At 73.0% G+C, this 25590-nt stretch carries 19 protein-coding genes; 10 read left to right on the top strand and 9 right to left on the bottom strand.

The annotated features are described in order from the left end of the window. Window positions 1-55 precede the first annotated feature (55 nt). Window positions 56-1024, top strand: coding sequence for an agmatinase (gene speB, locus ACH4SE_RS10005; protein ID WP_398542836.1), 969 nt, complete (start codon window positions 56-58; stop codon window positions 1022-1024). Window positions 1025-1212: 188 nt separating this feature from the next. Beyond that, window positions 1213-5022, top strand: coding sequence for an ABC transporter ATP-binding protein (locus tag ACH4SE_RS10010; protein WP_398543191.1), 3810 nt, complete (start codon window positions 1213-1215; stop codon window positions 5020-5022). Between the two features lie 45 nt (window positions 5023-5067). Here the strand turns inward: ACH4SE_RS10010 and ACH4SE_RS10015 are convergent, their stop codons facing one another. The 6 genes from ACH4SE_RS10015 to ACH4SE_RS10040 all read right to left on the bottom strand — a co-directional run bounded on the left by ACH4SE_RS10015 (window position 5068) and on the right by ACH4SE_RS10040 (window position 11627). Continuing rightward, on the bottom strand, window positions 5068-6894 hold the full coding sequence (locus ACH4SE_RS10015) for a glycoside hydrolase family 3 protein (RefSeq protein WP_398542837.1): 1827 nt from the start codon (window positions 6892-6894) through the stop codon (window positions 5068-5070). A 153-nt stretch (window positions 6895-7047) separates the two neighbouring features. Further along, window positions 7048-7563 carry a hypothetical protein gene (locus ACH4SE_RS10020; RefSeq protein ID WP_398542838.1) on the bottom strand — a complete coding sequence of 172 codons (516 nt, stop codon included), beginning with the start codon at window positions 7561-7563 and terminating at the stop codon, window positions 7048-7050. 53 nt (window positions 7564-7616) lie between these two features. Then, the gene (locus ACH4SE_RS10025; protein ID WP_398542839.1) at window positions 7617-8519 is read right to left on the bottom strand and encodes a LysR substrate-binding domain-containing protein; all 903 of its coding nucleotides are present in this window, start codon (window positions 8517-8519) and stop codon (window positions 7617-7619) included. Between the two features lie 54 nt (window positions 8520-8573). Beyond that, window positions 8574-9371 (bottom strand): sugar phosphate isomerase/epimerase family protein, encoded by a 798-nt coding sequence (locus ACH4SE_RS10030; protein WP_398542840.1) that lies wholly within the window; start codon window positions 9369-9371, stop codon window positions 8574-8576. Window positions 9372-9469: 98 nt separating this feature from the next. After that, window positions 9470-10390: a GNAT family N-acetyltransferase gene (locus tag ACH4SE_RS10035; RefSeq protein ID WP_398542841.1), complete on the bottom strand. Its 921-nt coding sequence runs from the start codon at window positions 10388-10390 to the stop codon at window positions 9470-9472. Between the two features lie 121 nt (window positions 10391-10511). Beyond that, the gene (locus ACH4SE_RS10040; RefSeq protein ID WP_398542842.1) at window positions 10512-11627 is read right to left on the bottom strand and encodes a LacI family DNA-binding transcriptional regulator; all 1116 of its coding nucleotides are present in this window, start codon (window positions 11625-11627) and stop codon (window positions 10512-10514) included. A 324-nt stretch (window positions 11628-11951) separates the two neighbouring features. Here ACH4SE_RS10040 and ACH4SE_RS10045 point away from each other — a divergent pair, with 324 nt between their 5' ends. From ACH4SE_RS10045 to ACH4SE_RS10075, 7 genes are all read left to right on the top strand, one after another. Then, complete coding sequence (locus ACH4SE_RS10045) at window positions 11952-13103, top strand: Gfo/Idh/MocA family protein (RefSeq protein WP_398542843.1); 1152 nt, start codon at window positions 11952-11954, stop codon at window positions 13101-13103. Next, window positions 13100-14254, top strand: a complete 1155-nt coding sequence (locus ACH4SE_RS10050; protein WP_398542844.1) for a dihydrodipicolinate synthase family protein — start codon at window positions 13100-13102, stop codon at window positions 14252-14254. Before ACH4SE_RS10045 ends, ACH4SE_RS10050 begins: the two co-directional genes overlap by 4 nt. Beyond that, window positions 14251-15105 (top strand): sugar phosphate isomerase/epimerase family protein, encoded by an 855-nt coding sequence (locus ACH4SE_RS10055; protein WP_398542845.1) that lies wholly within the window; start codon window positions 14251-14253, stop codon window positions 15103-15105. The genes ACH4SE_RS10050 and ACH4SE_RS10055 overlap by 4 nt, the downstream gene beginning before the upstream one ends. A gap of 294 nt (window positions 15106-15399) precedes the next feature. Beyond that, a complete protein-coding gene (locus tag ACH4SE_RS10060) occupies window positions 15400-17619 on the top strand; it encodes an ATP-dependent RecD-like DNA helicase (RefSeq protein ID WP_398542846.1) in 2220 nt (739 codons plus the stop codon). A 124-nt stretch (window positions 17620-17743) separates the two neighbouring features. Further along, window positions 17744-19033 (top strand): citrate synthase, encoded by a 1290-nt coding sequence (locus ACH4SE_RS10065; protein WP_398542847.1) that lies wholly within the window; start codon window positions 17744-17746, stop codon window positions 19031-19033. A 468-nt stretch (window positions 19034-19501) separates the two neighbouring features. Further along, entirely contained in the window at window positions 19502-20251 is a 750-nt protein-coding gene (locus ACH4SE_RS10070; RefSeq protein WP_398542848.1) for an SDR family NAD(P)-dependent oxidoreductase, read from the top strand. A gap of 181 nt (window positions 20252-20432) precedes the next feature. Then, on the top strand, window positions 20433-21221 hold the full coding sequence (locus ACH4SE_RS10075) for a DedA family protein (RefSeq protein WP_398542849.1): 789 nt from the start codon (window positions 20433-20435) through the stop codon (window positions 21219-21221). On the opposite strand, the gene ACH4SE_RS10080 is transcribed toward ACH4SE_RS10075, so the two are convergent. Next, complete coding sequence (locus tag ACH4SE_RS10080; RefSeq protein WP_398542850.1) at window positions 21190-21996, bottom strand: TetR/AcrR family transcriptional regulator; 807 nt, start codon at window positions 21994-21996, stop codon at window positions 21190-21192. The two genes, ACH4SE_RS10075 and ACH4SE_RS10080, sit on opposite strands and share 32 nt — an antisense overlap. Window positions 21997-22110: 114 nt before the next feature. On the opposite strand from ACH4SE_RS10080, the gene ACH4SE_RS10085 reads away from it, so the two are divergent. Next, window positions 22111-24345 (top strand): MMPL family transporter, encoded by a 2235-nt coding sequence (locus tag ACH4SE_RS10085; protein ID WP_398542851.1) that lies wholly within the window; start codon window positions 22111-22113, stop codon window positions 24343-24345. 15 nt (window positions 24346-24360) lie between these two features. Here ACH4SE_RS10085 and ACH4SE_RS10090 read toward each other — a convergent pair whose 3' ends face one another. Together ACH4SE_RS10090 and ACH4SE_RS10095 are read right to left on the bottom strand one after the other, a co-directional pair. Then, entirely contained in the window at window positions 24361-24552 is a 192-nt protein-coding gene (locus ACH4SE_RS10090) for a MarR family transcriptional regulator (protein ID WP_398542852.1), read from the bottom strand. Window positions 24553-24698: 146 nt separating this feature from the next. Further along, window positions 24699-25562, bottom strand: coding sequence for a ketose-bisphosphate aldolase (locus ACH4SE_RS10095; protein WP_398542853.1), 864 nt, complete (start codon window positions 25560-25562; stop codon window positions 24699-24701). Window positions 25563-25590: the final 28 nt, after the last annotated feature.

Below are 25590 nucleotides of genomic sequence, written 5' to 3' on the forward strand. Positions count from 1 at the left end.
GTACGGTCGCCGGGACCCGCACCGCGTGCGCCCTGCACGCAGAAAGGCAGTCAGCATGAGCAGCGCACAGCCGCGCGGCCCCGTCGACTCCTCGCGCACCCCGCGCTTCGCAGGCCCGGCGACCTTCGCCCGGCTCCCCCGGCTGGACGAGGTGGGCGGCGCCGACATCGCCGTCGTCGGCGTCCCGTTCGACAGCGGGGTCTCCTACCGTCCCGGGGCGCGCTTCGGCGGCAACGCGATCCGCGAGGCCTCCCGCCTGCTGCGGCCCTACAACCCCGCGCAGGACGCGTCGCCCTTCGCGCTCGCCCAGGTCGCCGACGCCGGCGACATCCCCGTCAACCCCTTCGACATCGCCGAGGCGGTGGAGGGCGTGCAGGCGGGCGCCGACGAGCTGCTGGGCACGGGAGCCCGGCTGATGACGCTCGGCGGCGACCACACCATCGCGCTGCCGCTGCTGCGGGCCGTCGCCGGCCGCCACGGTCCGGTCGCGCTGCTGCACTTCGACGCGCACCTGGACACCTGGGACACCTACTTCGGTGCCCCGTACACCCACGGGACGCCTTTCCGCCGGGCGGTCGAGGAGGGCCTGCTCGACACCTCGGCCCTCTGCCACGTCGGCACGCGCGGCCCGCTGTACGGGCGCCGCGACCTGGACGACGACGAGCGGATGGGCTTCGGCATCGTGACGTCGGCCGACGTCATGAGGCGCGGTGTCGACGAGGTGGCGCAGCAGCTCAGGGAGCGGATCGGCGACCGCCCGCTGTACGTCTCGATCGACATCGACGTCCTCGACCCCGCCCACGCACCCGGCACCGGCACCCCCGAGGCCGGCGGTCTGACCTCGCGCGAGCTGCTGGAGATCCTGCGCGGGATCGCGGACTGCACGCTGGTCTCGGCGGACGTCGTCGAGGTCGCCCCTGCCTACGACCACGCCGAGATCACCTCGGTCGCGGCCTCCCACACCGCCTACGAGCTCACCACGATCATGGCCCGGCAGATCGCCGCGGGCCGCGACGCCTCCTGACCGACCGCGCCGGCGCCCGCTCGCACGCTGTCCGGAATCACTCGAAGGGATTACGACCAAGGTCGCACTCCTGTGCGACCTTGGTCGTTGGTTCTGTTGCGGGAGGATGAAATGCGCGGCGGGACGTGTTGGATTCGCGGGGTGGACGGACGGAACGGTGGGAGGACGGCGTGACGACGGCGAAGCCGATGACAGCGGCGGAGGACGGCACGGGGCAGGGATGGCTCCGCCGGCTGTCCGCGTACTGCTGGCGGTACAGGCGCAGCGTCCTGCTGTCGCTCGGGGCCTCGCTGCTCGGCATGGCGGTCACCGCGCTGGTGCCGCTCGTCCCGCGGCTGATCATCGACGACGTGATCGTCAAGCACGACAAGCCGCTCGCCCCGTGGGCGTTCGCCCTGGTCGCGGCGGCGGTCGTGGTCTACGGGCTGACGTACTTGCGCCGCTACTACGGCGGCCGGCTCGCGCTGGACGTGCAGCACGACCTGCGGACCGAGATGTTCGGCTCGATCATGAAGCTGGACGGCAGGCGCCAGGACGAGCTGAGCACCGGGCAGGTCGTCGGCCGGGCCACGAGTGACCTCCAGCTCATCCAGGGCCTGCTCTTCATGCTGCCCATGGTGATCGGCAACCTGCTGCTCTTCCTGCTGTCGCTCGTGGTCATGCTGGTGCTGTCCCCGCTGCTGACCCTGGTGGCGCTGGCCGTCGCGCCGGCACTGTGGATCATCGCCAACCGCTCGCGCCACCGGCTCTTCCCCGCCACCTGGTACGCCCAGGGACAGGCGGGCGCGGTCGCGGGGATCGTCGACGGCTCCGTCACCGGTGTGCGGGTGGTCAAGGGCTTCGGCCAGGAGCAGCAGGAGATGGGCAAGCTGACGGAGGTCAGCCGCAGGCTCTTCGCCGGCCGGCTGCGTACGGTCCGGCTCAGCGCCCGCTACACCCCGGCCCTGCAGGCGGTCCCCTCGCTCGGGCAGATCGGCATGCTCGCGCTCGGCGGCTGGATGGCCACCCGGGGCCAGATCACGCTCGGCACGTTCGTCGCCTTCTCCACCTACCTGGCGCAGCTCACCGGGCCGGTCCGGATGCTCACGATGGTGCTGACGGTCGGCCAGCAGGCCAGGGCGGGCGTCGAGCGGGTCTTCGAGCTGATCGACACCGAGCCCACCATGGAGGAGGGCACCGGGGAGCTGCCCGCGGAGGCGCCCGCCACCGTCGAGTTCGACCACGTCACCTTCGGCTACAGCGCCGAGCGCCCGGTCCTGGACGGCTTCGACCTCCGCATCGCCCCCGGCGAGACGGTCGCCGTCGTCGGCGCATCGGGCTCGGGCAAGTCCACCGTGTCGCTGCTGCTGCCCCGCTTCTACGACGTCACCGGCGGGGCGGTGCGCGTCGGCGGCGTCGATGTACGGGAGCTGACCTTCGAGTCGCTGCGGTCGCGCATCGGCATGGTGCCCGAGGACAGCTTCCTGTTCTCCGACACCGTGCGCGCCAACATCGCCTACGGCCACCCCGAGGCGACCGAGGAGCAGATCCTCGCCGCGACCCGGGCCGCCCAGGCGCACGACTTCATCAGCGCCCTCCCGGACGGTTACGACACCGTGGTCGGCGAGCAGGGCCTCACCCTGTCCGGCGGCCAGCGCCAGCGCGTCGCCCTGGCCCGGGCGATCCTCACCGACCCGGGGCTGCTGCTGCTCGACGACGCGACCTCCGCCGTCGACGCCCGGGTCGAGGCCGAGATCTTCGACGCGCTGCGCGAGGTGATGCGCGGCCGCACGACCCTGCTCATCGCCCACCGGCGCTCCACCCTGGCCCTCGCCGACCGCATCGCCGTCCTCGACTCCGGGCGGCTGTCCGACATCGGCACGCACGAGGAGCTGCAGGAGCGCAGCGCCCTCTACCGCGCGCTGCTGACCGACCCGGACGCCCTCGGCGCCGACGTCGTCGACATCGACCCCGTCGCCGCCCTCGGCCACGAGGACGCGGCGGCCGCCGAGGACGTCCCGGCCGCCGCGGACGCGCCCGCCGGGGTGACGCCCGAGCTGTGGCCGGCGGACCGGCGCCGTCCGGAGGAGGATCCGGACGCTCCCGGCGCGCCGCGTGCAGCGGCTGCCGCGGCCCGGCCCGGTGGCGGCCCCGGCGCGATGGCGGGCGCCCTCGCCGGCATGCCCGCCACGCCGGAGCTGCTGGCCAAGGTGGCCGCGCTGCCGCCCGCCCTCGACACCCCGCAGGTCGACGAGGAGCAGGCGCGGGCCGCCGACGGGTCCTTCGGCCTGCGCGCCCTGCTGCGCGGCTTCCGCTCCCCGCTGCTGGTGAGCCTGCTGCTGGTGGCGGTCGACGCCCTCGCCGGGCTGCTGCTGCCGGTGCTGATCCGGCACGGGATCGACGCGGGTGTGCGCCGCCAGGCGCTGGGCGCGGTGTGGGCCGCGTCGCTGCTCGGCCTCGGGCTGGTGCTGGCGCAGTGGGCCGCCGAATGGGGTTCCGCGCTGCTGACCGGCCGCACCGGGGAGCGGGTGCTCTACACGCTGCGGCTCAAGATCTTCGCGCACCTGCACCGGCTGGGCCTGGACTACTACGAGCGCGAGCTGACCGGCCGGATCATGACGCGGATGACGACCGACGTCGACGCGCTGTCCACGTTCCTGCAGACGGGCCTGGTGACCGCGCTGGTCAGCGTGCTCACCTTCGGCGGCATCCTGGTCGCGCTGCTCCTCATCGACGTCGAGCTGGCCCTGCTGGTCTTCGCCACGCTGCCCCTGCTGATCGTCGGCACGTGGGCCTTCCGCCGGACGTCGGTCCGCGCCTACGAGCTGGCCCGCGAGCGGGTCGCGGTCGTCAACGCCGACCTGCAGGAGCACGTCGCCGGGCTGCGCGTGGTGCAGGCCTTCCGGGGCGAGCGGGGCGGCGCCCAGCGTTTCGCGCGGCGCAGCGCCGAGTACCGCCAGGCGCGGGTGCACGGCCAGTTCCTGATCTCCGTCTACTTCCCCTTCGTGCAGCTGCTGTCCAGCGTGGCCGCGGCGCTGGTCCTGATCGTGGGCGCGCACCGGGTCGGCTCGGGCACGCTGACCGCGGGCGCCCTGGTGGCGTACCTGCTCTACATCGACCTCTTCTTCTCCCCGGTGCAGCAGCTCTCCCAGGTCTTCGACGGCTACCAGCAGGCCTCGGTGTCGCTCGGCCGGATCGGGGAGCTGCTCCGCGAGCCCACGAGCACCCCTGCCGCCGCCGCGCCGCGGCAGGTCGGGCCGCTGCGCGGCGAGATCGCCTTCCGCGACCTGCACTTCCGCTACGGCGGGCCGCAGGCGGACGGGAGCGAGGCACTCTCGGGGATCGACCTGCGCATACCGGCGGGCCAGACCGTCGCCTTCGTCGGCGAGACGGGCGCGGGCAAGTCGACGCTGGTCAAGATGGTCGCCAGGTTCTACGACCCGACCGGAGGCGCCGTTCTCGTGGACGGCCACGACGTGCGCGAGCTCGACCTCACCGGCTACCGCCGGCAGCTCGGCGTCGTCCCCCAGGAGCCGTACCTCTTCCCGGGGACGGTCCGCGACGCCATCGCGTACGGCCGGATGGACGCCACCGACGCCGAGGTCGAGGCCGCGGCGCGGGCGGTGGGTGCGGACGCGATGATCGCCACCCTGGACGGCGGCTACCTGCACCAGGTCGCCGAGCGCGGGCGGAACCTGTCCGCGGGGCAGCGGCAGCTGATCGCGCTGGCCCGCGCCGAGCTGGTCGACCCGGCGATCCTGCTGCTGGACGAGGCCACCGCGGCGCTCGACCTCGCGTCCGAGGCCCTGGTCAACCAGGCCGCCGACCGGCTGGCGACGCGCCGGACGACGCTGGTGGTCGCCCACCGGCTGAGTACGGCCGCGCGCGCCGACCGGGTCGTCGTCCTGGACCACGGGCGGGTCGTCGAGGACGGGCCGCACGAGGCGCTGCTGGCCCGCGGCGGGCGCTACGCCGAGCTGTGGCGGACCTTCACCGGTGAGGTGCGGGCGGCGGCCTGACCGGCCGTCCGCCCGCACCACGGGGCCGTGCCGCCGCGTGGCGGCTCAGTAGTCCAGGCCGTAGCCGATCGGGAGCAGCGGTGTGGCCGGGTCGTCCGCACGCGGCACCGCGACCGGCAGCCGGCCGGCCGGTGACGCCTTGCCGGCGATGACCCGCGCCACCGCGCGCATCGACACGTCCGTCCAGCCGTAGGTGGCGAGCGACGCCGCCACCGGCGGCAGGTAAGCGATGTCGTAGGGGTTGCGGATGGCCACCTGCACGACGGGCACCGAGGTGGCGGCGAGGGCCGCGACGAGCGCGATCTGCGCGGCCGAGGCGCCCGTCACGTTGTAGGTGCACACCACCACCGCGTCCTTGCCGGCGGCCGCGGCCACGGCCTGCTCGATCAGCGCCTGCCCCGGCGCGGTGCCGGTGGACAGCGCCTGTGCGGGATGGCCGAGGTCGGACAGGGCCCGCGCGAGGACGGCGGTGGGCGGTCCGCCGGTGCCCGAGGGCGCCGCCGGGTCGGCGCCGACCACCAGCAGGTCGCGGTGCGAGCGGCGGCGCAGCGGCAGCACGCCCGCGTCGTTGCCGAGCAGGGTGATGCCGCGGTCGGTGATGCGGTCGGCGGTCGCGAGATGGGACCGGGTGCCGACCGCCCGGTCGACCCCGGCGTGGCTGACGTACGGATCGCGGAAGAGGCCCAGGCGCAGCTTGAGGGCCAGGATGCGCTCCAGCGAGACCGCCAGCCGCTCCTCCGTCAGTTCGCCCGAGGCCACGGCGTCGAGGACCCCGCGGTAGGCGACGTCCAGCAGCGGCGGGTTGAGCAGCTGGTCGGCGCCCGCCTTGAGCGCGAGGACCGGCACCCGGTCGTCGCCGTACTTCTCCCGCACCCCCGCCATGTCGAGCGCGTCGGTGACCACCACCCCGTCGTAGCCGAGCTGCTCGCGCAGGACGCCGGTCAGGATCGGGTGCGAGAGCGTCGCCGGGTCGCCGGAGTTGTCCAGGGCGGGCACCAGGATGTGCGCGGTCATGATCGAGTCGATGCCCGCCGCAATGGCGGCGCGGAAGGGCGGGGCGTCGGTGGTCTGCCACTGCTCCAGCGTGTGGGTGATGACGGGCAGCGAGAAGTGGCTGTCGGTTCCGGTGTCGCCGTGGCCGGGGAAGTGCTTGGCGGTCGAGGCGATACCGGCGCTCTGGTAGCCCCGCACCTGGGCGGCGGCGAGCGCGGAGACGGCGGCGGGGTCGGCGCCGAAGGAGCGCACGCCGATCACCGGGTTCGCCGGATTGATGTTCACGTCCGAGACGGGGGAGTAGTTCTGGTTGACGCCCATGGCGGCGAGCTCGGTGCCGATCACCCGCGCCGCCGTGCGGGCGTCCGCGGGGCTCCCGTCGGCGCCCAGCGCCATGCCGCCGCCGAAGAGCGTGGCGGGCGCGCCGATGCGTGCCACCGCGCCCTGCTCCTGGTCGGTGGAGATCAGCAGCGGCACGGGGGTGCCCTGCGAGAGCGCCGCGCGCTGGAGACCGTTGGACAGGTCGGCGATCTGGTGCGGATTCTGCGTGTTGTGGGCCCAGGCGAAGTAGATGATGCCGCCGACGTGGTATTTCGCCAGCAGTTCCGCGCCGGTGGCGACGCCGATCTCTTTCCGGTTGGCGGCCGCGTCCGCGGGGTCGGGCTCGGTGGCCGAGGCCCCGTAGACCCGCATCACGAACAGCTGGCCGACCTTCTCCTCCACACTCATGCGCTGGATGAGGGAACGGATCGTACGGCGCTGCGCGCTGCTGAGCGCGGAGCGGCCGCCGGCCGCGGCCGCGGGGGCCGCGCCGGCCAGGACGGCGGAGCCGGCCGCGGCCGCTGTGAGCAGGGAACGGCGGGACGGGTGATGGTGCACGACGAACTCCTTCTGACGGAGGAGGAACGCGCTGAAGGAAATTTGCAGGTGTACACGGATAGCGTGGAAGTTTTCGCCAGTCAATGGCCTGGCCGAACTCCCGCCCCAGGTCCTCCGGACGGCCGCCCGCCGCCCGCCGTGCCCGACACGCCGTCAGGCGAACTCCGGCCGCGCCGGCATGCGCTCACGCGGCACCCGGAAGACCACCGAGACCCGGAAGGCCACCACGCACTCCGGCAGCGGCTCGGGCTGGCTGACGTGCAGCTCCAGCCGGCCGCCCGCCAGGCGCAGCGCCGCCGCGGTGGCCGTGCTGCACCCGGTCGGCCGCGTCCAGCCGACCAGCACCTGCCGGGTGAAATCCGTGCCCCGCGCCACGGCGGTGAGCCGCACCCGGTCCTGGGCGTCGGTGAAGGCCGCGGCGTACCGCTCGGCGCCGGCCCGGCTGCCGAGCACCTCGTGGCCGTCCAGGGGGCCGCGGGGAGCCGGGGTGAAGAAGACCACCTGGCCCACGGACGCCCCGTCACCCGCCGTGCGGGAGGCGCTCGCCGGCCTCCCCGGTGCGTCCTTCCGGCCGCCGGAAGCGGCCTGCGTCCCGCACCCGCCGCCCACCAGGGCGAAAGCCACCGCCAGCACCACGGCCGCCGCCGCCCTGCGCGAAGTCGTCGTCACCGTCATGCCGGTGGGACGGGCCGCCCACCCCACCGGTTCCGCCCTCCGGCGGTTCAGGCAGCCGTGGGCCAGTGGGCGCGCAGCGTGGCCACCGCCACCTCGATCGACGGCCTGCGCGCGGCGCCCTGCCGCCACAGGGCGTAGAGCCGCCGCACGGGTGCGGGCTCCAGCGGCAGCACCCGCACCCCCTCGGGTATCGCCCCGCGCCCGAGCCGGGGCACCAGCGCGATGCCGAGCCCCGCCGCCACCAGCGCCACCTGCGTGCCGTACTCGCCCACCTGGAAGGCCATGTCCGGCTCCCTGCCGGCCTCCCGCAGCGTCCGCACCAGCCAGTCGTGGCAGACCGAGCCCGGCGGCTGGCAGATCCACCGTTCGGCCGCCACGTCGGACCGCACCAGCCGCTCCCGTCCCGCCAGCCGGTGCCCCGCGGGCACCAGCACGTCGCACGAGTCGTGACCGATGACGCAGCGCTCCACGCCCTCGGGCGCCGGCAGCGGCGCGATGTCCCAGTCGTGGGCCACCGACAGGTCCACCACGCCGCGCGCCACCAGATCCACCGACAGGTGGGCGTCCACCTCCACGAGCCGCAGCTCGAGCGCGGGGCACGTCGCCGCCAGCTCCGCCAGTACGCCCGGCAGCAGCCCGCAGGCCGCCGTGGGGAACGCCGCCAGCGTCAGCCGCCCCGACGGCTTGCCCCGCTGCTCCTCCAGCGCCACCTCCGCCTGCTCCACGATCGCCATCAACCGCTCGGCCGTCGCGACCAGCATCTGCGCCGCGTCCGTCAGCGTCACCCCGCGGCCCTGCCGCTCGAGCAGGATCGTCCGCGTCTCCCGCTCCAGCTTCGAGATCTGCTGCGACACCGCAGAGGGCGTGTACCCCAGCGCGGTCGCCGCGGCACCGATGGAGCCGTGCGCGTGCACCGCGTGCAGCGCCTTCAACCGCCCCAGATCGAGCATGCGCCCTTCCTCCGCTCCCCGCCCCGCGCGCCGGGCGCCGTGGCCACTCGTAGGTCAGGCCGACTCCGTCAGCAGCCGGTCCAGGTGCTCCCGCCCGGCCCCCAGCAGCGCCGGCAGCTCCGGGGCCCCCGGATACCACCGCTTCTCGTACTCCCAGCACAGCCAGCCGTCCCACTCGGCCCGGCTGAGCACCTCGACCGTCTCCGCGAGCGGCAGCACACCGGCGCCCAGCGGCAGCGGGGCGGTGTCGTCCGCCGAGGCGATGTCCTTGACCTGGAGGTACCCCAGGTACGGAGCCAGGGCCGCGAAGCTCGCCGCGGGCTGCTCTCCCGCGAGCCAGGTGTGCATGACGTCCCAGAGCGCGCCGGCGCCCGTGTGCCCGACCCGCCCCACCACGCGTGCGACGTCCGCCCCGGCGCGATGCGAGTCGTGGGTCTCCAGCAGCACCCTGACGCCCCGGTCCGCCGCGGCCGGAGCCGCCGCCGCGAGCCGCCGGGCGGCCAGCGCGTCCGCCTCCTCGGAGGGCACGCCCTCACCCCCCGGGAAGACCCGAAGGAACGGGGCCCCGAGGTCGTGGGCCAGGGCCACGCCCGCGGCGATCTCGTCCAGCACCGGCTGGTCGTCCCCGGCGGCGGCCACCTTGGCGTACCCGGCCACCGTGAGGATCTCGACACCGGCCCCGCTGAACACCGCGGCCACCTCGGCTCTCTGATCCGCGGACAGGCCGGTGTGCACCGGGCCCTCGGGGCTCGCGCGCAGTTCGACGCCGTGGAAGCCGTTGTCCGCGGCAAGCCGGGCGACCTCGTCGACGGGCAGTTCGGGAACACCGAGGGTGGAGAACGCGAATCTCATTGGCCGGACACTAGGCACCCGATCCGGCCTGGTCAACCGTGTTCAGGCGGCGTCGGCCGGGTGCGCGGCGCGCGGCGGCGGCCCGGCGGGTGGTACCCCTAGAGGGCGAGATGCCAGTCCTGGCCGACGAGATCCTTGCCGAAGCTGTGGTGCGGCTGCTCCCGGACGAGCCGGAATCCGGCCCGCTGGTAGATCGAGCGGGCATGGCCGAGCACGTCGTTCGTCCACAGAACCATGTCGCGGTACTGCGCCGAACGGGCGAAGGCCACGCACTCGTCGACGAGCCGCCTGCCTATGCCGTGGCCGCGCGCCGACGGGTCGACGAGCAGCAGCCGCAGCCGCGCCGTGGCGGGAGCGTCGTCGCGTACGCAGAAGACGCAGCCGGCGCGCCGCCCGTCGAGTTCGGCTATCCACACGGCCTCGCACGCCGGGTCCCGCGTCTCGGCGAAATCCGCGACGATGCGTGCGACCAGCGTTTCGTAGCCCTCGTTCCACCCGAACTCCTCGGCGTAGACCGCCGCGTTGCGCTCCACGACCCATCCCAGGTCACCGGGGCGGGGCCCGCGCAGCGTGACCCGGCCTTCCGCCGGGGTCCTGGCGCTGTCCCGGAGGATCTCCCGTACCGTCCGCATGGCCTCGGCCAGCCGCTGGCGGTCTTCCGGCGCCATCCGGTCGACCAGCGTCGCCACGGCTTCCTGCGACCGCTCCTCCAGCAGTCCCGCGGCCTTCCGGCCCTCCTCGGTCAGCTCTATCCGCTGCCTCCTGGCGTCCTCGGCGGACGGGCCGCGGGTGACGAGCCGCTGCTCCTCGAAGCGGCCGAGCATCCGGCTGAGGTACCCGGCGTCCAGCGACAGTTCGAGCCGCAGGTCGGCGGCGTCGGTGCGCGGTGCGTGCGCCAGCTCGTACAGCACGCGCGCCTCGGTGAGAGTGAAGGGCGTGTGCAGGTGGCGGCTGTAGTCGAGCGCGCCGATGAGGTTGGTGTAGAAGCGGTTGAACTCGCGGATCTCCCTGACGGCCATGATCTGTCCCCCGTCCTGCCGTTGAGCCGGCCGGTGTGCGACCGGCCGAACCTTGACTGAGTCAAAGGTATGCCCGTGCGAGACCCCGGAGGAAGGGGCCTCGGCGGCCTGTGGACAACTTTCAGGCGCGCCCGGCGGCAGGGGGTGCGGTCGACCCGCGGACCATCAGCTCGGTCCCGATCGTGGTCACCCCGCCGGGCGGGGGCGCGAGCCGTCCCATCACGAGCCGGCCGGCCCGCGCGCCCGCCTCCTGGAGCGGGATGCGGACCGTGGTCAGCGCGGGCGAGGCGTCGGCGCTGAAGGGCAGGTCGTCGAAGCCGGCGACCGACACGTCCGCCGGGATGCGCAGGCCCCGGTCGCGCAGCGCGGCGCAGACGCCGAGCGCGACGGTGTCGTTGGCCGCGACGATCGCGGTGACGTCCGCGTTGCGGCGGAGCAGTTCGAGGGTCGCGTCGTAGCCCGCGTTCCGGTCGTAACCGCCGTGCACGGTCAGCAGGTCGTCCGCGGTCTCCGGCTTTCCGGCACCGGCGGGCCCGCCGGCCGCCCGGTGGTGCGGCCCGAGTCCCTGGGCGGCGAGCGCCGCGCGGTGACCGGCCAGCCGGTCACCGGTGGTGCTGCGTTCCGCGGGGCCCGTCACGTACCCGATGCGGCGGTGGCCCAGCGAGAGCAGATGCTCCGTCAGGCGCCGCGCCCCGCCGAAGTTGTCGAAGGCGAGGGTGGTCAGCGGCGCCGTCTCGCCCGGGAGGGTGAGCGGCGGGCGTCCGCACAGCACGATGCGGGTGCCGGACGCGGCCAGGCGCGCGAGGCGGGCGCTGACGGAGTCGGTGTGCGCCGTGCTGTCCACGGCGCCGCCGGTGAGGACGACGCCCGCGGCCCGCTGGCGCTCCAGCAGGGTGAGGTAGGTGAGTTCGGCCTCCGGCGATCCGCCGGTGTTGCACACGACGGTCAGTTTGCCGCCCGGCTCGGCCGCGCTCACTCCGACCTCGGCCTGGAGCGCGCTGGCGATGATCCCGAAGAAGGGGTCGGCGACGTCGTTGACGAGCACGCCCACGAGGTCGGAGGTGGCGGCGGCCAGCGCGCGCGCCTGGCCGTTGACCACGTAGTCCAGCTCGGCCACCGCGCGCTGCACCCGCTCGCGGGTGCTTCCGGCCACCGGGTAGTTGCCGTTGAGCACCCGGGAGACCGTGGCGGACGACACCCCGGCGCGTGCCGCGACATCGGCCAGAGTCACTGCCATCTCGCTGCCGTCCTCCGTCTTCCGGTCCTCGGCGCCGGCCGGGCGCGTCGGTGGTGACCGGCCGTGTGCGCCGTGTGCGCGAGCGCGCGGTCCCGCCGGTCATGCTCTCATCCCCGCAGCCCGGGCGTCATCGGGAGTGCACATCAGAGCCGCAGCAAGCGCTTTCTCGGCGTGTGGCGACCCTTGCTCGAAACGGGACTCGCGGGTTAGCGTGAGACCGAAAGAAAGCGCTTGCTGTACGCCTTGCTGCGGCGCTCGCCATCAGTTGCCGCCGTGGGCTCCGCACCGGCCGGGCCCGCCGAACCACCGAGAAGAGGACCCCACGTGACACGCAGGACTGTGCGGATCGCCATGAACGGCGTCACCGGACGCATGGGATACCGGCAGCACTTGGTCCGCTCGCTCCTCAGCCTGCGCGAGCAGGGAGGGCTGGATCTGGGCGACGGCACCACACTGTGGCCGGAACCCGTCCTCGTCGGCCGGCGGGAGCACGCGCTGCGCGCCATCGCCGAGCGGCACGGGCTCGAGCACTGGACGACGGACCTGGACGCGGTACTGGCCGACCCGTCGGTCGAGATCTACTTCGACGCCCAGGTGACCTCCGCGCGTGAGGGCGCGGTCAAGCAGGCCATCGCGGCCGGCAAGCACATCTACTGCGAGAAGCCCACCGCCACGTCGCTGGACGGCGCACTGGAGCTGGCCAGGCTCGCGGAGGAAGCGGGCGTCAAGCACGGTGTCGTCCAGGACAAGATCTTCCTCCCCGGCCTGCTGAAGCTCAAACGGCTCGTCGACGGGGGCTTCTTCGGCCGGATCCTCTCCGTCCGCGGCGAGTTCGGCTACTGGGTCTTCGAGGGCGACTGGCAGAGCGCGCAGCGCCCGTCGTGGAACTACCGCACGGAGGACGGCGGCGGCATCACCGCGGACATGTTCCCGCACTGGGACTACGTCCTGCACGAGATCTTCGGCCGGGTGCGCACGGTGCAGGCGCTCACCACCACCCACGTCCCGCAGCGCTGGGACGAGCGCGGCAAGCCGTACGACGCCACCGCCGACGACGCCGCCTACGGCATCTTCGAGCTCGAAGGCGGAGCCGTCGCGCAGATCAACTCCTCCTGGGCCGTGCGCGTCAACCGGGACGAACTGGTGGAGTTCCAGGTCGACGGCACCCACGGTTCGGCCGTGGCGGGTCTCCGCAACTGCCGCGTCCAGCACCGGTCCGCCACCCCCAAGCCGGTGTGGAACCCCGACCTGCCCGCCACCGAGGTCTTCCGCGACCAGTGGCAGGAGGTCCCCGACAACGCCGACTTCGGCAACGGCTTCAAGGCGCAGTGGGAGCTCTTCCTGCGCCATGTGGTCCTCGACGAGCCCTGGCGCTGGGACCTGCTGGCCGGCGCGCGAGGTGTCCAGCTCGCCGAACTCGGCCTGCGGTCCTCCGCGGAGGGCCGCCGGCTCGACGTGCCGGAGCTGTCCCTGTGAGCATCGAGCTGCCCGACGAGTCGGGAAGGACCCGCCGCTACGTGCCCCGCGCGGAAGCCGTGGCCGTGGCCGCCGATCCGCCCCTGCGCAGCCGCGTCGTCTATTCGGCGGCCCATGTGGTGGCCGATCCGCTGCGGGCCGCGGCGGACGCCCCGGCGGCGGTGGACTGGGACGCGACGCTCGCCTTCCGGCGCCACCTGTGGGCGCACGGCCTCGGTGTCGCGGAGGCCATGGACACCGCCCAGCGCGGTATGGGCCTGGACTGGGCCGGGGCGGCCGAGCTGATCCGCCGCTCCGCGGCCGAGGCGCGATCGGTGGGCGGCCGGATCGCCTGCGGGGTCGGCACCGACCAGCTGACCGGCCCCACCCCGACCCTCGCCGAGGTGACGGCGGCGTACGAGGAGCAGCTCGCGCTCGTCGAGGCCGCCGGAGCACAGGCCGTGCTGATGGCCTCGCGGGCGCTGGCGGCCGTCGCGAAGGGCCCGGAGGACTACCTGCGGGTCTACGGGCACCTGCTGCGGCAGGCCGCCGAGCCGGTGATCCTGCACTGGCTCGGGCCGATGTTCGATCCGGCGCTCGACGGCTACTGGGGCAGCGGCGACCTGGACGCGGCCACCGGGACCTTCCTGGAGGTCGTCGCGGCGCACCCGGACAAGGTCGACGGCGTGAAGATCTCGCTGCTGGACGCACGGCGCGAGGTGGAGCTGCGCCGCAGGCTTCCCGGCGGGGTGCGCTGCTACACCGGCGACGACTTCAACTACCCCGGACTGATCGCGGGGGACGAGCAGGGCTTCAGCCACGCGCTGCTGGGGATCTTCGACCCGCTGGCGCCGCTGGCCTCCGCGGCGGTGAGCGTCCTGGACACCGGGGACACGAGCGGCTTCCGCCGGATCCTGGACCCCACCGTCGAGCTGTCGCGGCACCTGTTCTGCGCCCCGACGCGCTTCTACAAGACGGGCGTGGTCCTCCTCGCCTGGCTGGCCGGCCACCAGCAGCACTTCACCATGGTCGGTGGGCTGCAGTCGGCGCGCTCGCTGCCGCATCTGGCGCGCGCGTACGAACTCGCCGACCGCGTCGGGCTCTTCCCCGACCCCGCACTCGCCGAGGACCGGATGCGCCGGCTGCTGACCCTGCACGGAGTGGACGCATGACCGACACCGGACGGGCCGAGCCGTACGACCTGACGCGGCTGAGCATCAACCAGGAGACCGTCAGGCAGTGGTCGCTGCCCGACCTGGCCGAGGGCTGCCGGGCCGCCGGCATCGGCAAGGTCGGGCTGTGGCGGGCCCCCGTGCAGGAGTACGGCGTGGAACGCGCCGCCCGCCTGATGCGCGACAGCGGGCTGACGGTGACCTCGCTGTGCCGCGGGGGCTTCTTCACCGCGACGGACCCCGGGCTGCGCGCCGGGGCGCTGGACGACAACCGTGCCGCGATCGACGAGGCCGCCGCTCTGGGCACCGGCACACTCGTGCTGGTGTCCGGGGGCCTCCCGGCCGGCGACCGCGACATCGCGGCCGCGCGCGAGCGGGTGGCCGACGCGCTCGCGGAACTCGCCCCTTACGCCGGGGAGCGCGGTGTGCGGCTGGCGATCGAACCGCTGCACCCGATGTTCGCGTCCGACCGGTGCGTGGTCTCCACGCTCGGCCAGGCGCTGGAGATCGCCGAGCGCTTCCCCCCCGAGCAGGTCGGCGTCGTCGTGGACACCTACCACCTGTGGTGGGACGACCGGGCGCCGGCGCAGGCCCGGCGCGCCGGGGAGGGCGGCAGGATCGCGGCCTTCCAGCTCGCCGACTGGGTCACCCCGCTTCCGGAGGGGGTGCTCCTGGGGCGCGGCCAGCTCGGCGACGGGTGCATCGACCTGCGCGGGTGGCGGGAGACGGTGGACGCGGCGGGCTACCGGGGCGCCGTCGAGGTGGAGATCTTCAACCCGGAGCTGTGGGAGCGGGAGGGGGCCGAGGTCGTCGCGGAGATCGCCGAGCGGTACGCGGCGCACGTCAGCTGAAAAAATCTTGAAAAGTATGGCCGCCGTAGGACAACCCTGACGGCCTGTGGGATGTCGTACTGGGCGTCACGGCTTCCGGGAGGGCTTCCGGCAAGCCGGGAGGGTAATGCGCCCGAGGGGGGCTTCGGGGGGATCAGGACGCGAGCGGGGTCCGGCGGTGCCGGGCCCCGCTCCCGTCTTTCGCCGTCGCGTGCCCTGCCCTCGCCCGGAGTTGTCCACAGGCGGCGGACGCCGTGTCCTTCCCGGCCGGTACCGTCGGATCGGATCGGATCGGCTCCGGGGAGGGAGGTCGGCATGACGGACAGGCCACTCGCGGTACTGGAAGGTGTTCTGGAGAGGATCACCTACGCCAACGAGGACAACGGCTACACGGTGGCCCGGGTGGACACCGGGCGCGGCGCGGGCGACCTGCTGACGGTCGTGGGCGCGCTGCTGGGCGCCCAGCCCGGTGAGTCCCTGCGCATGCACGGCCGCTGGGGCTCGCATCCGCAGTACGGCAAGCAGTTCACGGTCGAGAACTACACGACGGTGCTGCCGGCCACCATCCAGGGGATACGCCGCTACCTGGGATCAGGGCTGATCAAGGGCATCGGCCCGCGGATCGCGGAGCGGATCGTGGACCACTTCGGCGTCAGCACACTGGAGGTCATCGAGGGGGAGCCCGAGCGGCTGATCGAGGTGCCCGGCCTCGGGCCCAAGCGCACCAGGAAGATCGAGGCCGCGTGGGAGGAGCAGAAGGCCATCAAGGAGGTCATGGTCTTCCTGCAGGGCGTGGGGGTGTCCACCTCCATCGCCGTCCGGATCTACAAGGAGTACGGCGACGCGTCCGTGTCGGTCGTGAAGGGGCAGCCCTACCGGCTGGCGGCCGAGGTGTGGGGGATCGGCTTCCTGACCGCGGACCGCATCGCGCAGGCCGTCGGCATACCGCACGACAGCCCCGAGCGCGTGAAGGCGGGCCTGCAGTACGCGCTGTCGCAGGCCACCGACGGGGGCAACTGCTTCCTGCCGCAGGAGCGCCTGATCGCCGACGCCGTGAAGCTGCTCCAGGTCGACACCGGTCTGGTGATCGACTGCCTGGGTGAGCTGGCCGACGAGGAAGGCGTCGTCCGCGAGAGCCTCCCGGCCCCGGACGGGGACGGCGAGCCGGTCACGGCCGTGTACCTGGTGCCCTTCCACCGCGCCGAGATCTCGCTGGCCGCGCAGGTGGTCAGGCTGCTGCGCGGACCCGAGGAGCGGCTGCCGGCGTTCCGGGACGTGGACTGGGACAAGGCGCTGTCCTGGCTGGCCGGGCACACGGGCGCGGATCTCGCCCCCGAGCAGCAGCAGGCCGTCCGGCTCGCGCTGACGGAGAAGGTCGCCGTCCTGACCGGCGGTCCGGGCTGCGGCAAGTCCTTCACGGTGCGCTCCGTGGTGGCGCTGGCGCGGGCGAAGAGGGCGAAAGTGGTGCTCGCCGCCCCGACGGGGCGCGCGGCCAAACGGCTGGCGGAACTGACCGGGGAGGAGGCGTCCACCGTCCACCGCCTGCTGGAGCTGAAACCGGGCGGCGACGCCGCCTACGACCGCGATCGCCCGCTGGACGCGGATCTCGTGGTCGTCGACGAGGCCTCCATGCTGGACCTGCTGCTCGCGAACAAGCTGGTCAAGGCGGTGCCTCCGGGGGCGCACCTGCTCTTCGTGGGGGACGTGGACCAGCTGCCCAGCGTCGGCGCCGGAGAGGTGCTGCGCGATCTGCTCGCCGCGGACAGCCCGGTGCCGGCCGTGCGGCTCACGAGGATCTTCCGGCAGGCCCAGCAGTCCGGGGTCGTCACCAACGCGCACCGCATCAATTCCGGGCTGCCGCCGGTGACGCAGGGCCTGCCCGACTTCTTCCTCTTCGCCGAGGAGGACACGGAGGAGGCCGGCCGCCTCACGGTGGACGTCGTCGCCCGCCGCATCCCGGCCCGCTTCGGCCTGGATCCGCGGCGGGACGTCCAGGTCCTCACTCCGATGCACCGCGGCCCGGCGGGGGCCGGCACGCTCAACGGGCTCCTCCAGCAGGCCGTCACCCCGGCCCGCCCCGACCTGCCCGAGCGCCGGTTCGGCGGCCGGACCTTCCGCGTGGGCGACAAGGTGACCCAGATCCGTAACAATTATGACAAAGGCGCCAACGGTGTCTTCAACGGCACGGTGGGTGTGGTCACGGGCCTGGACTCCGTAGAGCAGCGGCTCACCGTGCGCACCGACGAGGACGAGGAGGTCGGCTACGACTTCGACGAGCTCGACGAGCTGGCGCACGCCTACGCCGTGACCATCCACCGCTCCCAGGGCAGCGAGTACCCGGCGGTGGTGATCCCGGTCACCACGGGCGCCTGGATGATGCTCCAGCGCAATCTGCTCTACACCGCGGTCACCAGGGCCAAACGCCTGGTCGTCCTGGTCGGCTCGCGGCGGGCGATCGGGCAGGCCGTACGCACGGTCTCGGCAGGCCGACGCTTCACGGCTCTCGACCACCGGCTGTCCAGGGGCGCAAAATAGGCACTCCGTGCCACTTTTCGGCCCGATGGCCGACCCCGAGTGCACGCACCAGTGCCAAATGGGGGACAGTGGACGTAGTCAGGGCACCTCGAAGAAGAGGCAAAACCGTCGGTGAGGGAATGACGTGAGCGACAACTCTGTAGTACTGCGGTATGGGGACAGCGAGCACAGCTACCCGGTGGTTGAGAGCACTGTCGGTGACAAGGGCTTCGACATCGGCAAGCTGCGCGCCGACACGGGCCTGGTGACACTGGACAGCGGTTACGGCAACACCGCGGCCTACAAGTCCGCGATCACCTTCCTGGACGGCGAGGAAGGCATCCTGCGCTACCGGGGCTACCCGATCGAGCAGCTCGCCGAGCGCGGCACGTTCCTGGAGACCGCCTACCTGCTGATCAACGGCGAGCTGCCGACGGTCGACGAGCTGGCGGAGTTCAAGGGCCAGATCACCCAGCACACCCTGCTGCACGAGGACGTCAAACGGTTCTACGACGGCTTCCCGCGCGACGCCCACCCGATGGCCATGCTGTCGTCCGTGGTCAGCGCGCTGTCGACGTTCTACCAGGACAGCCACAACCCGTTCGACCCCGAGCAGCGCTACCTCTCCACGATCCGGCTGCTCGCCAAGCTGCCGACGATCGCGGCGTACGCGTACAAGAAGTCCGTCGGCCAGCCGGTGGTGTACCCGCGCAACGACCTCGGGTACGTCGAGAACTTCCTGCGGATGACGTTCTCCGTCCCCGCCGAGGAGTACCAGCTCGACCCGGTCGTCGTCAGCGCGCTGGACAAGCTGTTCATCCTGCACGCCGACCACGAGCAGAACTGCTCGACCTCCACCGTCCGCCTGGTGGGTTCGTCGCAGGCCAACCTGTTCGCCTCGATCTCGGCCGGCATCAGCGCCCTGTGGGGCCCCCTGCACGGCGGCGCCAACCAGTCGGTGCTGGAGATGCTCGAGGGCATCCAGGCCACCGGCGGCGACGTGGACTCCTTCATCCGCAAGGTGAAGAACAAGGAGGACGGCGTCAAGCTGATGGGCTTCGGCCACCGCGTCTACAAGAACTTCGACCCCCGGGCGAAGATCATCAAGGCGGCGGCGCACGACGTCCTCTCGGCGCTCGGCAAGTCCGACGAGCTGCTCGACATCGCGCTGAAGCTGGAGGAGCACGCGCTCAGCGACGACTACTTCGTGTCGCGCAAGCTCTACCCGAACGTGGACTTCTACACCGGCCTGATCTACCGCGCGATGGGCTTCCCGACCAGCATGTTCACCGTGCTGTTCGCCATCGGCCGGCTGCCCGGCTGGATCGCCCAGTGGCACGAGATGATCAAGGAGCCCGGTTCCCGTATCGGCCGTCCGCGGCAGATCTACACCGGCGTCGAGATCCGCGACTACGTCTCGGTCGAGGCCCGCTGACACTCGGCGTCCACCGCGCGCCCGGACGTACGCCTCGGCGTCGTCCGGGCGCGCTGCATGTGCCGGCAGTACAAGGAAGCGCCCCGCGCAGGATCCCCCCACGGGTCCGGCACGGGGCGCTCCCCTTTCCCGGAACGGATCCCCCCACGGGTCCGACCGGGCGTTCATTGGCGGCTGTGCGCCGTTGCCGGGACGAAAACGGCCCGGGAGGGCCGCTCAAGCTCCCCGGGCGTCGCCCCGGCGACGCCTTCCGGACCGTCCCCCAAGACGATCCGATCCACAGCCCCCCGACCGGCTCCGCCGGGAGCACGGTACTCAAGACATAAGACCCGCCAACCACTGTAATGGTTACGTTCTCCGCCGTGTGATCTACGTCTCTTCGAGAAGGCTGTTTCCGCAGGCTACCCCGCTCGCGCCCGGTTCGGGGGCATCCCGTACCGTGCTGTCTCTCCTGGAGGGGCGGAGTTCATGGCACAGAGCGCGGCAGCGGTGCGCAACATCGTGGTGACCGGAGGCGGTACGGGCATCGGGCGGGCCGTTTCGGTGCGATTCGCCGAGGAGGGCCACCGGGTCACGATCGTCGGCCGCCGCCGGGAGGTCCTGCACGCCACGGTCGAGGAGATCCGGGCCGAGCGCGGGCTGGACATCACCCCCGTGGTCTGCGACCTCGCGGACCCCGACGACGTGGAGGCGGCGCTCGCGCACCTGCCGGAGCGGGTGGACGTGCTGGTCAACAACGCCGGCAGCCGGGAACTGGCGGTGGGTGCCGGGCCGCACGGGGTGCTGGCCCGCTGGCGCGGTGACTTCGAGCGCAACGTGCTCACGGCCGTTCTGATCACCGAGTCGCTGCGGGACCGCCTCACCACGGACAGCGGCCGCGTGGTCACGGTGACGTCGGTGGCCGCGCTGCGCGGCGGCGGCTCCTACGGAGCCTCCAAGGCAGCCCTGCACGCCTGGAACCACTCGCTCGCCGCGCAGCTCGGCCCGCAGGGCGTGACGTGCAACATCGTGGCGCCCGGCACCGTCGCCGGCACCGAGTTCTTCGGCTCGCGGCTCAACGAAGCCGAGCTGACCCGCCGCGCGGGCCGGACCCTGGTCGGCCGGGTCGGCCGCCCCGCGGACGTCGCCTCCGCGGTGCTCTTCCTCGCCTCACCCGAGGCCGGATTCATCACCGGCGAGATCCTCCAGGTCAACGGCGGCGAACTGCTCGGCCGCTGACCCCCTCGCTCCCCAACCGCCGTCGCAACTCCCGGGCGGCGGCGTACTACCTGGGGAGTACCGCCACTGGACCCTCAGGATGACCTTCCCTGGGAATCGGCCGCGGCGCGGTCAATGCGCTTGCCGACCCCGCCCCGCGCTGTCAGCGTTGAATAAGGGGACGGGGAAGAGGGGCGGTGGGATGGACGTTGCACTGAACGTGTCGTCACTTGACTTCACCTCCGGACTCGCCGAGTTCCTGAGGGGCGGCCACGTCATCTGGGCGTACGCGATACTGGCCGCGACCACTGCTCCACCGCTGGTGCCCAACTCCGTACTCCTCGTGACGGGCGGCGTGATGGCCGCGGAAGGCCATCTGAACCTCGCCCTCGTGCTGCTCGTGGTCGCCGCCAGCGCGGTGCTCGGCGACCTCGCCATGCACCGGACCGGGCGGGCGCTCAGCGCCCGTGTGCTGGAGCGGATGCACCGCAGGCCGCGCCGCGAGGCGCTGCTGAAGTGGGCGGCGCTGCGGATCCAGCGGCACGGCGTCCCGTTCGTGATCGGCGTGCGCTTCCTGCCCAGCGGCCGGGTGATCGGCGGCCTGGCGGCGGGGATCATGCGCTATCCCGTCCGCCGCTACGCGGTCGGCGCCGGCGTGGCCGAGTCCGTCTGGGCCACGTATTCGGTGGGCGCCGGGTACGTCAGCGGCGAGGCCGCCTCCAACTCCTTCTACGCCCTGTCCCTGGGGCTCGGGATCTCCCTGCTGGTCGCCGCGCTCGGCACGGGCGCGCAGTGGCTCTCACGGGCCAGGGAGCGCCGCCAGGCGGGCGGTGCGCCCCGTCCCTCGGCGGTGATCGCGGCCTCGCTGGCGGGGGAGAGCCGGACCGTCCCCGGGCCGCCCGGGCCCGCGGGCACGGTCGGGCCGCAGGCGGGACCCAGGGACGGCCACGACGGGACGTTCACCTGCTCGTCGGCAGGCCGGGGGAAGTAGCCGCTCCCGCTGCCGTGGGATCCTCCTGCCCGCTGCCGTTCCCGGGCGCAGGGCGGTAGGCGACGTCCTGCGGCGGACCGTCGAACCAGAGCGCTCCTCCCGCCGCCAGCGAGGACCGGGCGGCGGCCTTCTCCTCCTCGCCGATCTCCACCGGCCCCGTACCCACGTGGGGTCCGAGGTAGCGGTAGAGCACGGCCTTCAGCTCCGTCGCGTACGCCGCCCGCGCGGTGGCGTCCTCGGTCAGCAGGATGAGTTCGAGCCCCGCCTTGAACATCGCGAAGCTCATCTGCGCGATCACCGTGCGCTCCGTGGGCGAGAGCGACGGGCGGCGCAGTGCCAGCACCCATGTCACCCGGTCGAGCAGCGTGGCGTGCAGTGTGTCGTGCTCCTCCGCGATCCGCCCCGGCGTGTCGGAGCCCTTGATGAGGGAGAAGAAGGCGGGGTTGGCGCAGTTGAACTCGATGAAGGGATCCGCCACCGCGTCCACCAGCCGATCGAGCGGGAGGCGGGCGTTCTCCGCGGTGAAGACCCTCCCGTGGGTCTCCTCCATCTCCCTGATCAGCCGGCTTCCCAGTTCGACGGCGATGGCCTCCTTGTTCGGGAAGAACTGGTAGAGCGTGCCGGGCGACACGCCCGCCTCGCGCGCGATCGCGTTGGTGCTCGACGCCGTGTAGCCGACCGTGCAGAAGACGCTTGCGGCAGCCTCCAGCAGTTGCGTGACCCGGCGCTCGCCGCGCGCCTGACGCCGTCTCGGTTTTTCGTCCGCCTCGGACACGTGTACTCCCAGAGGGGGATTGACAAACGCGAGTCATCACTCGCATTCTGAGAATGCGAGTGATCATTCGTGTTTGCGATTCTAGTCGTTCTAGGGGGAGAGGACACCTCTGCCATGGCTGATGTCAACCGTGCAGATGCGGTCGGGGGCTGGACGCGGGTCGTGACCGCCAGGCCGCGGCTGACCCTGCTGCTCGCGCTGCTCTTCACCGCTCTCGCCGTCGTGGCGGGCAGCGGGGTCGGCGACCGGCTGTCCAGCGGCGGCTTCGAGGCCCCGGGATCCCAGTCCTCCTACGCCACGAAGGCACTCGCCGAGAACTTCCCCGACTCGCAGCCCAACCTGGTGCTGCTGGTCGACACCCGTGGTGCCGGTCCTGACGCGCCGGCCGTCGCGGCCGAAGGACGCCGCCTCGCCGCCGGACTCGCGGCGGATCCCGGCGTCTCCGGCGTCAGCTCGTACTGGGACACCCGTGCTCCCGTGCTGCGCGCCGAGGACGGCAGTTCGGCGATGATCGCCGCACGGCTGCGGGGGGACGACGACGCGGTGGCCGCCGAGATCAAGCGCATCGCACCCGCCTACCGCGGCACCCACGGACCGGTGAGCGTCACCGTCGGCGGCACCGCGGAGGTGCTGCACGAGATGCAGACGACCATCCAGCAGGATCTGCTGCGTGCCGAGATGATCGCGCTGCCGATCACCCTGGTGCTGCTCGTCATGGTCTTCGGCAGCGCGGTCGCCGCGCTGCTCCCGCTGGGCATCGGCATCATCGCGATCCTGGGCACGAGCGCGGTGCTGCGCGGTGTCACGGGATTCACCGACGTCTCGGTCTTCGCCGAGAACCTGACCACCGCCCTGGGGCTCGGTCTGGCCATCGACTACTCACTGTTCATCGTGCGCCGCTTCCGCGAGGAGCTGTCCGCGGGCGCCGCCCCGCGCGGCGCGGTGGCGACGACCCTGCGGACGGCCGGCCGCACGGTGCTCTTCTCCGCGCTCACGGTGGCGGCCGCGCTCGCGGCGATGCTCGTCTTCCCGCAGTACTTCCTTCGCTCCTTCGCCTACGCGGGCGTGGCCGTGGTGCTGCTCGCCGCCGCGGCCGCGCTCGTGGTGCTGCCCGCCGCCCTGGTGCTGCTGGGCGGGCGGGTCAACGCGCTGGACCTGCGGCGACTGCTGCGCCGACGGGAGCCGGCCGGGGAGGCGGCGGCCGAGCCCGGTTCCCGCTACGCCGCGCTGGCCCGGCTGGTGATGCGCCGGGCGCCGGCCTTCGCGGTCGGTGCGGTGGCGGTGCTGCTGCTGCTCGGGCTGCCCTTCCTCAAAGTGCAGTTCGGCTCGGCCGACGACCGGCAGCTGCCCTCGGGGGCCGAGTCCCACGTCGTGCAGCAGCACATCCGGCAGGACTACGCCGCAAGCCCGGTGGGGGCGATCACCGTGCTCGCCGAGGGGGCCGACGCCGAGGCGCTGGCGGAGTACCGTGCCCGCGTCGCCGGTCTGCCGGGCGTGGTGCGGGTGGAGGGGCCCGTCCCCGGCAAGAAGTCCGGCACCGCCTATCTGACGATCGTGCCCCAGGGGGCCGCCGTGGACTCCGGTCCGCAGCACCTGGTGGGCGAGATCCGCGGCCTGCGGACGGACTTCCGGGCGTCGGTCACGGGCCAGTCCGCGGTGCTCGTGGACAGCAAGCACGCCATAGCGCAGCGGCTGCCCTGGGCGGCGGCCGTCGTCGGAGTGGTCACCCTGCTGCTGGTGTTCCTGCTGACGGGCAGCGTCATCGTGCCGGTGCAGGCGGTGCTGCTCAACGCGCTCAGCCTGACGGCGATGTTCGGCGCGGTGGTCTGGGTCTTCCAGGACGGGCATCTGTCCGGGCTGCTGGGCTTCACCGCGACCGGCAGCATAGAGACCAGCCTGCCGGTGCTGATGTTCTGCGTGGCCTTCGGACTGTCCATGGACTACGGGGTGTTCCTGCTCTCCCGCATCAAGGAGGAGTACGACCGGACCGGCGACCACCGCACGTCCGTCGTCTTCGGTCTGCGGCGGACCGGCGGGCTGATCACGGCCGCCGCCGTGATCCTGGCCGTGGTGATGGTGGGCGTGGGTATGTCCCGGGTCGCCAACACCAAGATGCTGGGCCTGGGCATCGCCCTCGCCGTCCTGATGGACGCGATGGTGATCCGCACGCTGCTGGTGCCCGCGGTGATGCGGCTGACCGGGCGGGCCACGTGGTGGGCGCCGCCGGTCCTGCGCCGCTTCCACGAGCGGTTCGGCATATCCGAGGGCGGGGACGCCGTCCACGGGGAGGGCGGAGAGGCGCCGCGCTCCGGCGAGCGGCGCGACGCCCAACCGGCAGGCAGGAGCTGACGGCCGGCCCGGTTCCTAGCGGCCGCGGTTCCCCGGCCGCCGGGCGCTCCAGGCCCGGATGGTGTCCGCGTACCAGTACGGTTTGCCTCCCTCCACCCGGTCGGGATCCGGGAGGTGCCCGTGCTTGCGGTACGAGCGCACCGTGTCGACCTGCACACGGATGAACGTCGCGATGTCCGCGTACGACCACAGGGTCCGGTCCGGCATGGCGCTACCTCCCGAGTGAGGACGACTGTCCGTCAGCACGCTCGCCGGGACAACGACGCCGGTGGGGAAGCCGCGTCGGCCTGTCGATCACCTGTGACGCGGGCCCCGCGTAACGGTGACAAATGTCGCGAACGGGTAACAGCGCGTCAGGAGGCGGAAGGAGAGGGCGACACCTCGCGGGAGACGACCTGGAGGAGGTGCCGGGCGGTGGCGGTCATCGCCTCCCGGGCCGGGCGCAGATAGCGGCGGGGATCGACCACGGCGGGATCGGCGTCGAGGCGGTCGCGGACGGCCGAGGTGAAGGCCACGTTCAGGGCGGTGCCTATGTTGACCTTCACCATGCCGGAGGCGACGGCCAGGCGGAGTTCGTCGTCGGGCACGCCGGAGGAGCCGTGCAGCACCAGCGGTACGGCGACCGACGCCCGCAGCCGGGCGATCAGGGCGTGGTCGAGGCGGGCGGTGCGGGTCGTCATCGCATGCGAGCTGCCGACGGCCACGGCGAGCGCGTCCACGCCGGTGGCTGCGGTGAAGGCGGCTGCCTCGGCCGGGTCGGTGCGCACGCCGGGGGCGTGGGCGCCGTCCTTGCCGCCGATCGCGCCGAGTTCGGCCTCGACCCAGAGCCCCTCGGAATGGGCCCAGGCGGCGATGCGGGCGGTCACCCGCACGTTCTCCTCGTAGGACAGGGCGGAGGCGTCGTACATGACGGAGGAGACTCCGGCGGCGGCGCCCGCGTGCACCAGGTCCTCGCCGGTGACGTGGTCCAGGTGGACGGCCACGGGCACGGCCGCCGCCTCGGCGAGGCGGACGGCGGCGGCGAGCAGGGGCGCCGCGCGGCCGCCGTGGAAGGCCACCGCGTTCTCGCTGACCTGGAGGATCACCGGCAGTCCTGCGGCCTCCGCGGCAGCGGCGACGGCTTCGGCGTGCTCCAGGGTGATCACGTTGAAGGCGGCGACGCCGCGGCCCGCGGCCCGTGCGGTGGTGACGAGGTCGGCGGTGGACACGGCGGTCATACGGCCCTCCGGGGCGCGTGGCGGGTCG

The organism is Streptomyces sp. NPDC020983 (genome assembly GCF_044333485.1).
Classification (GTDB): Bacteria; Actinomycetota; Actinomycetes; order Streptomycetales; family Streptomycetaceae; genus Actinacidiphila.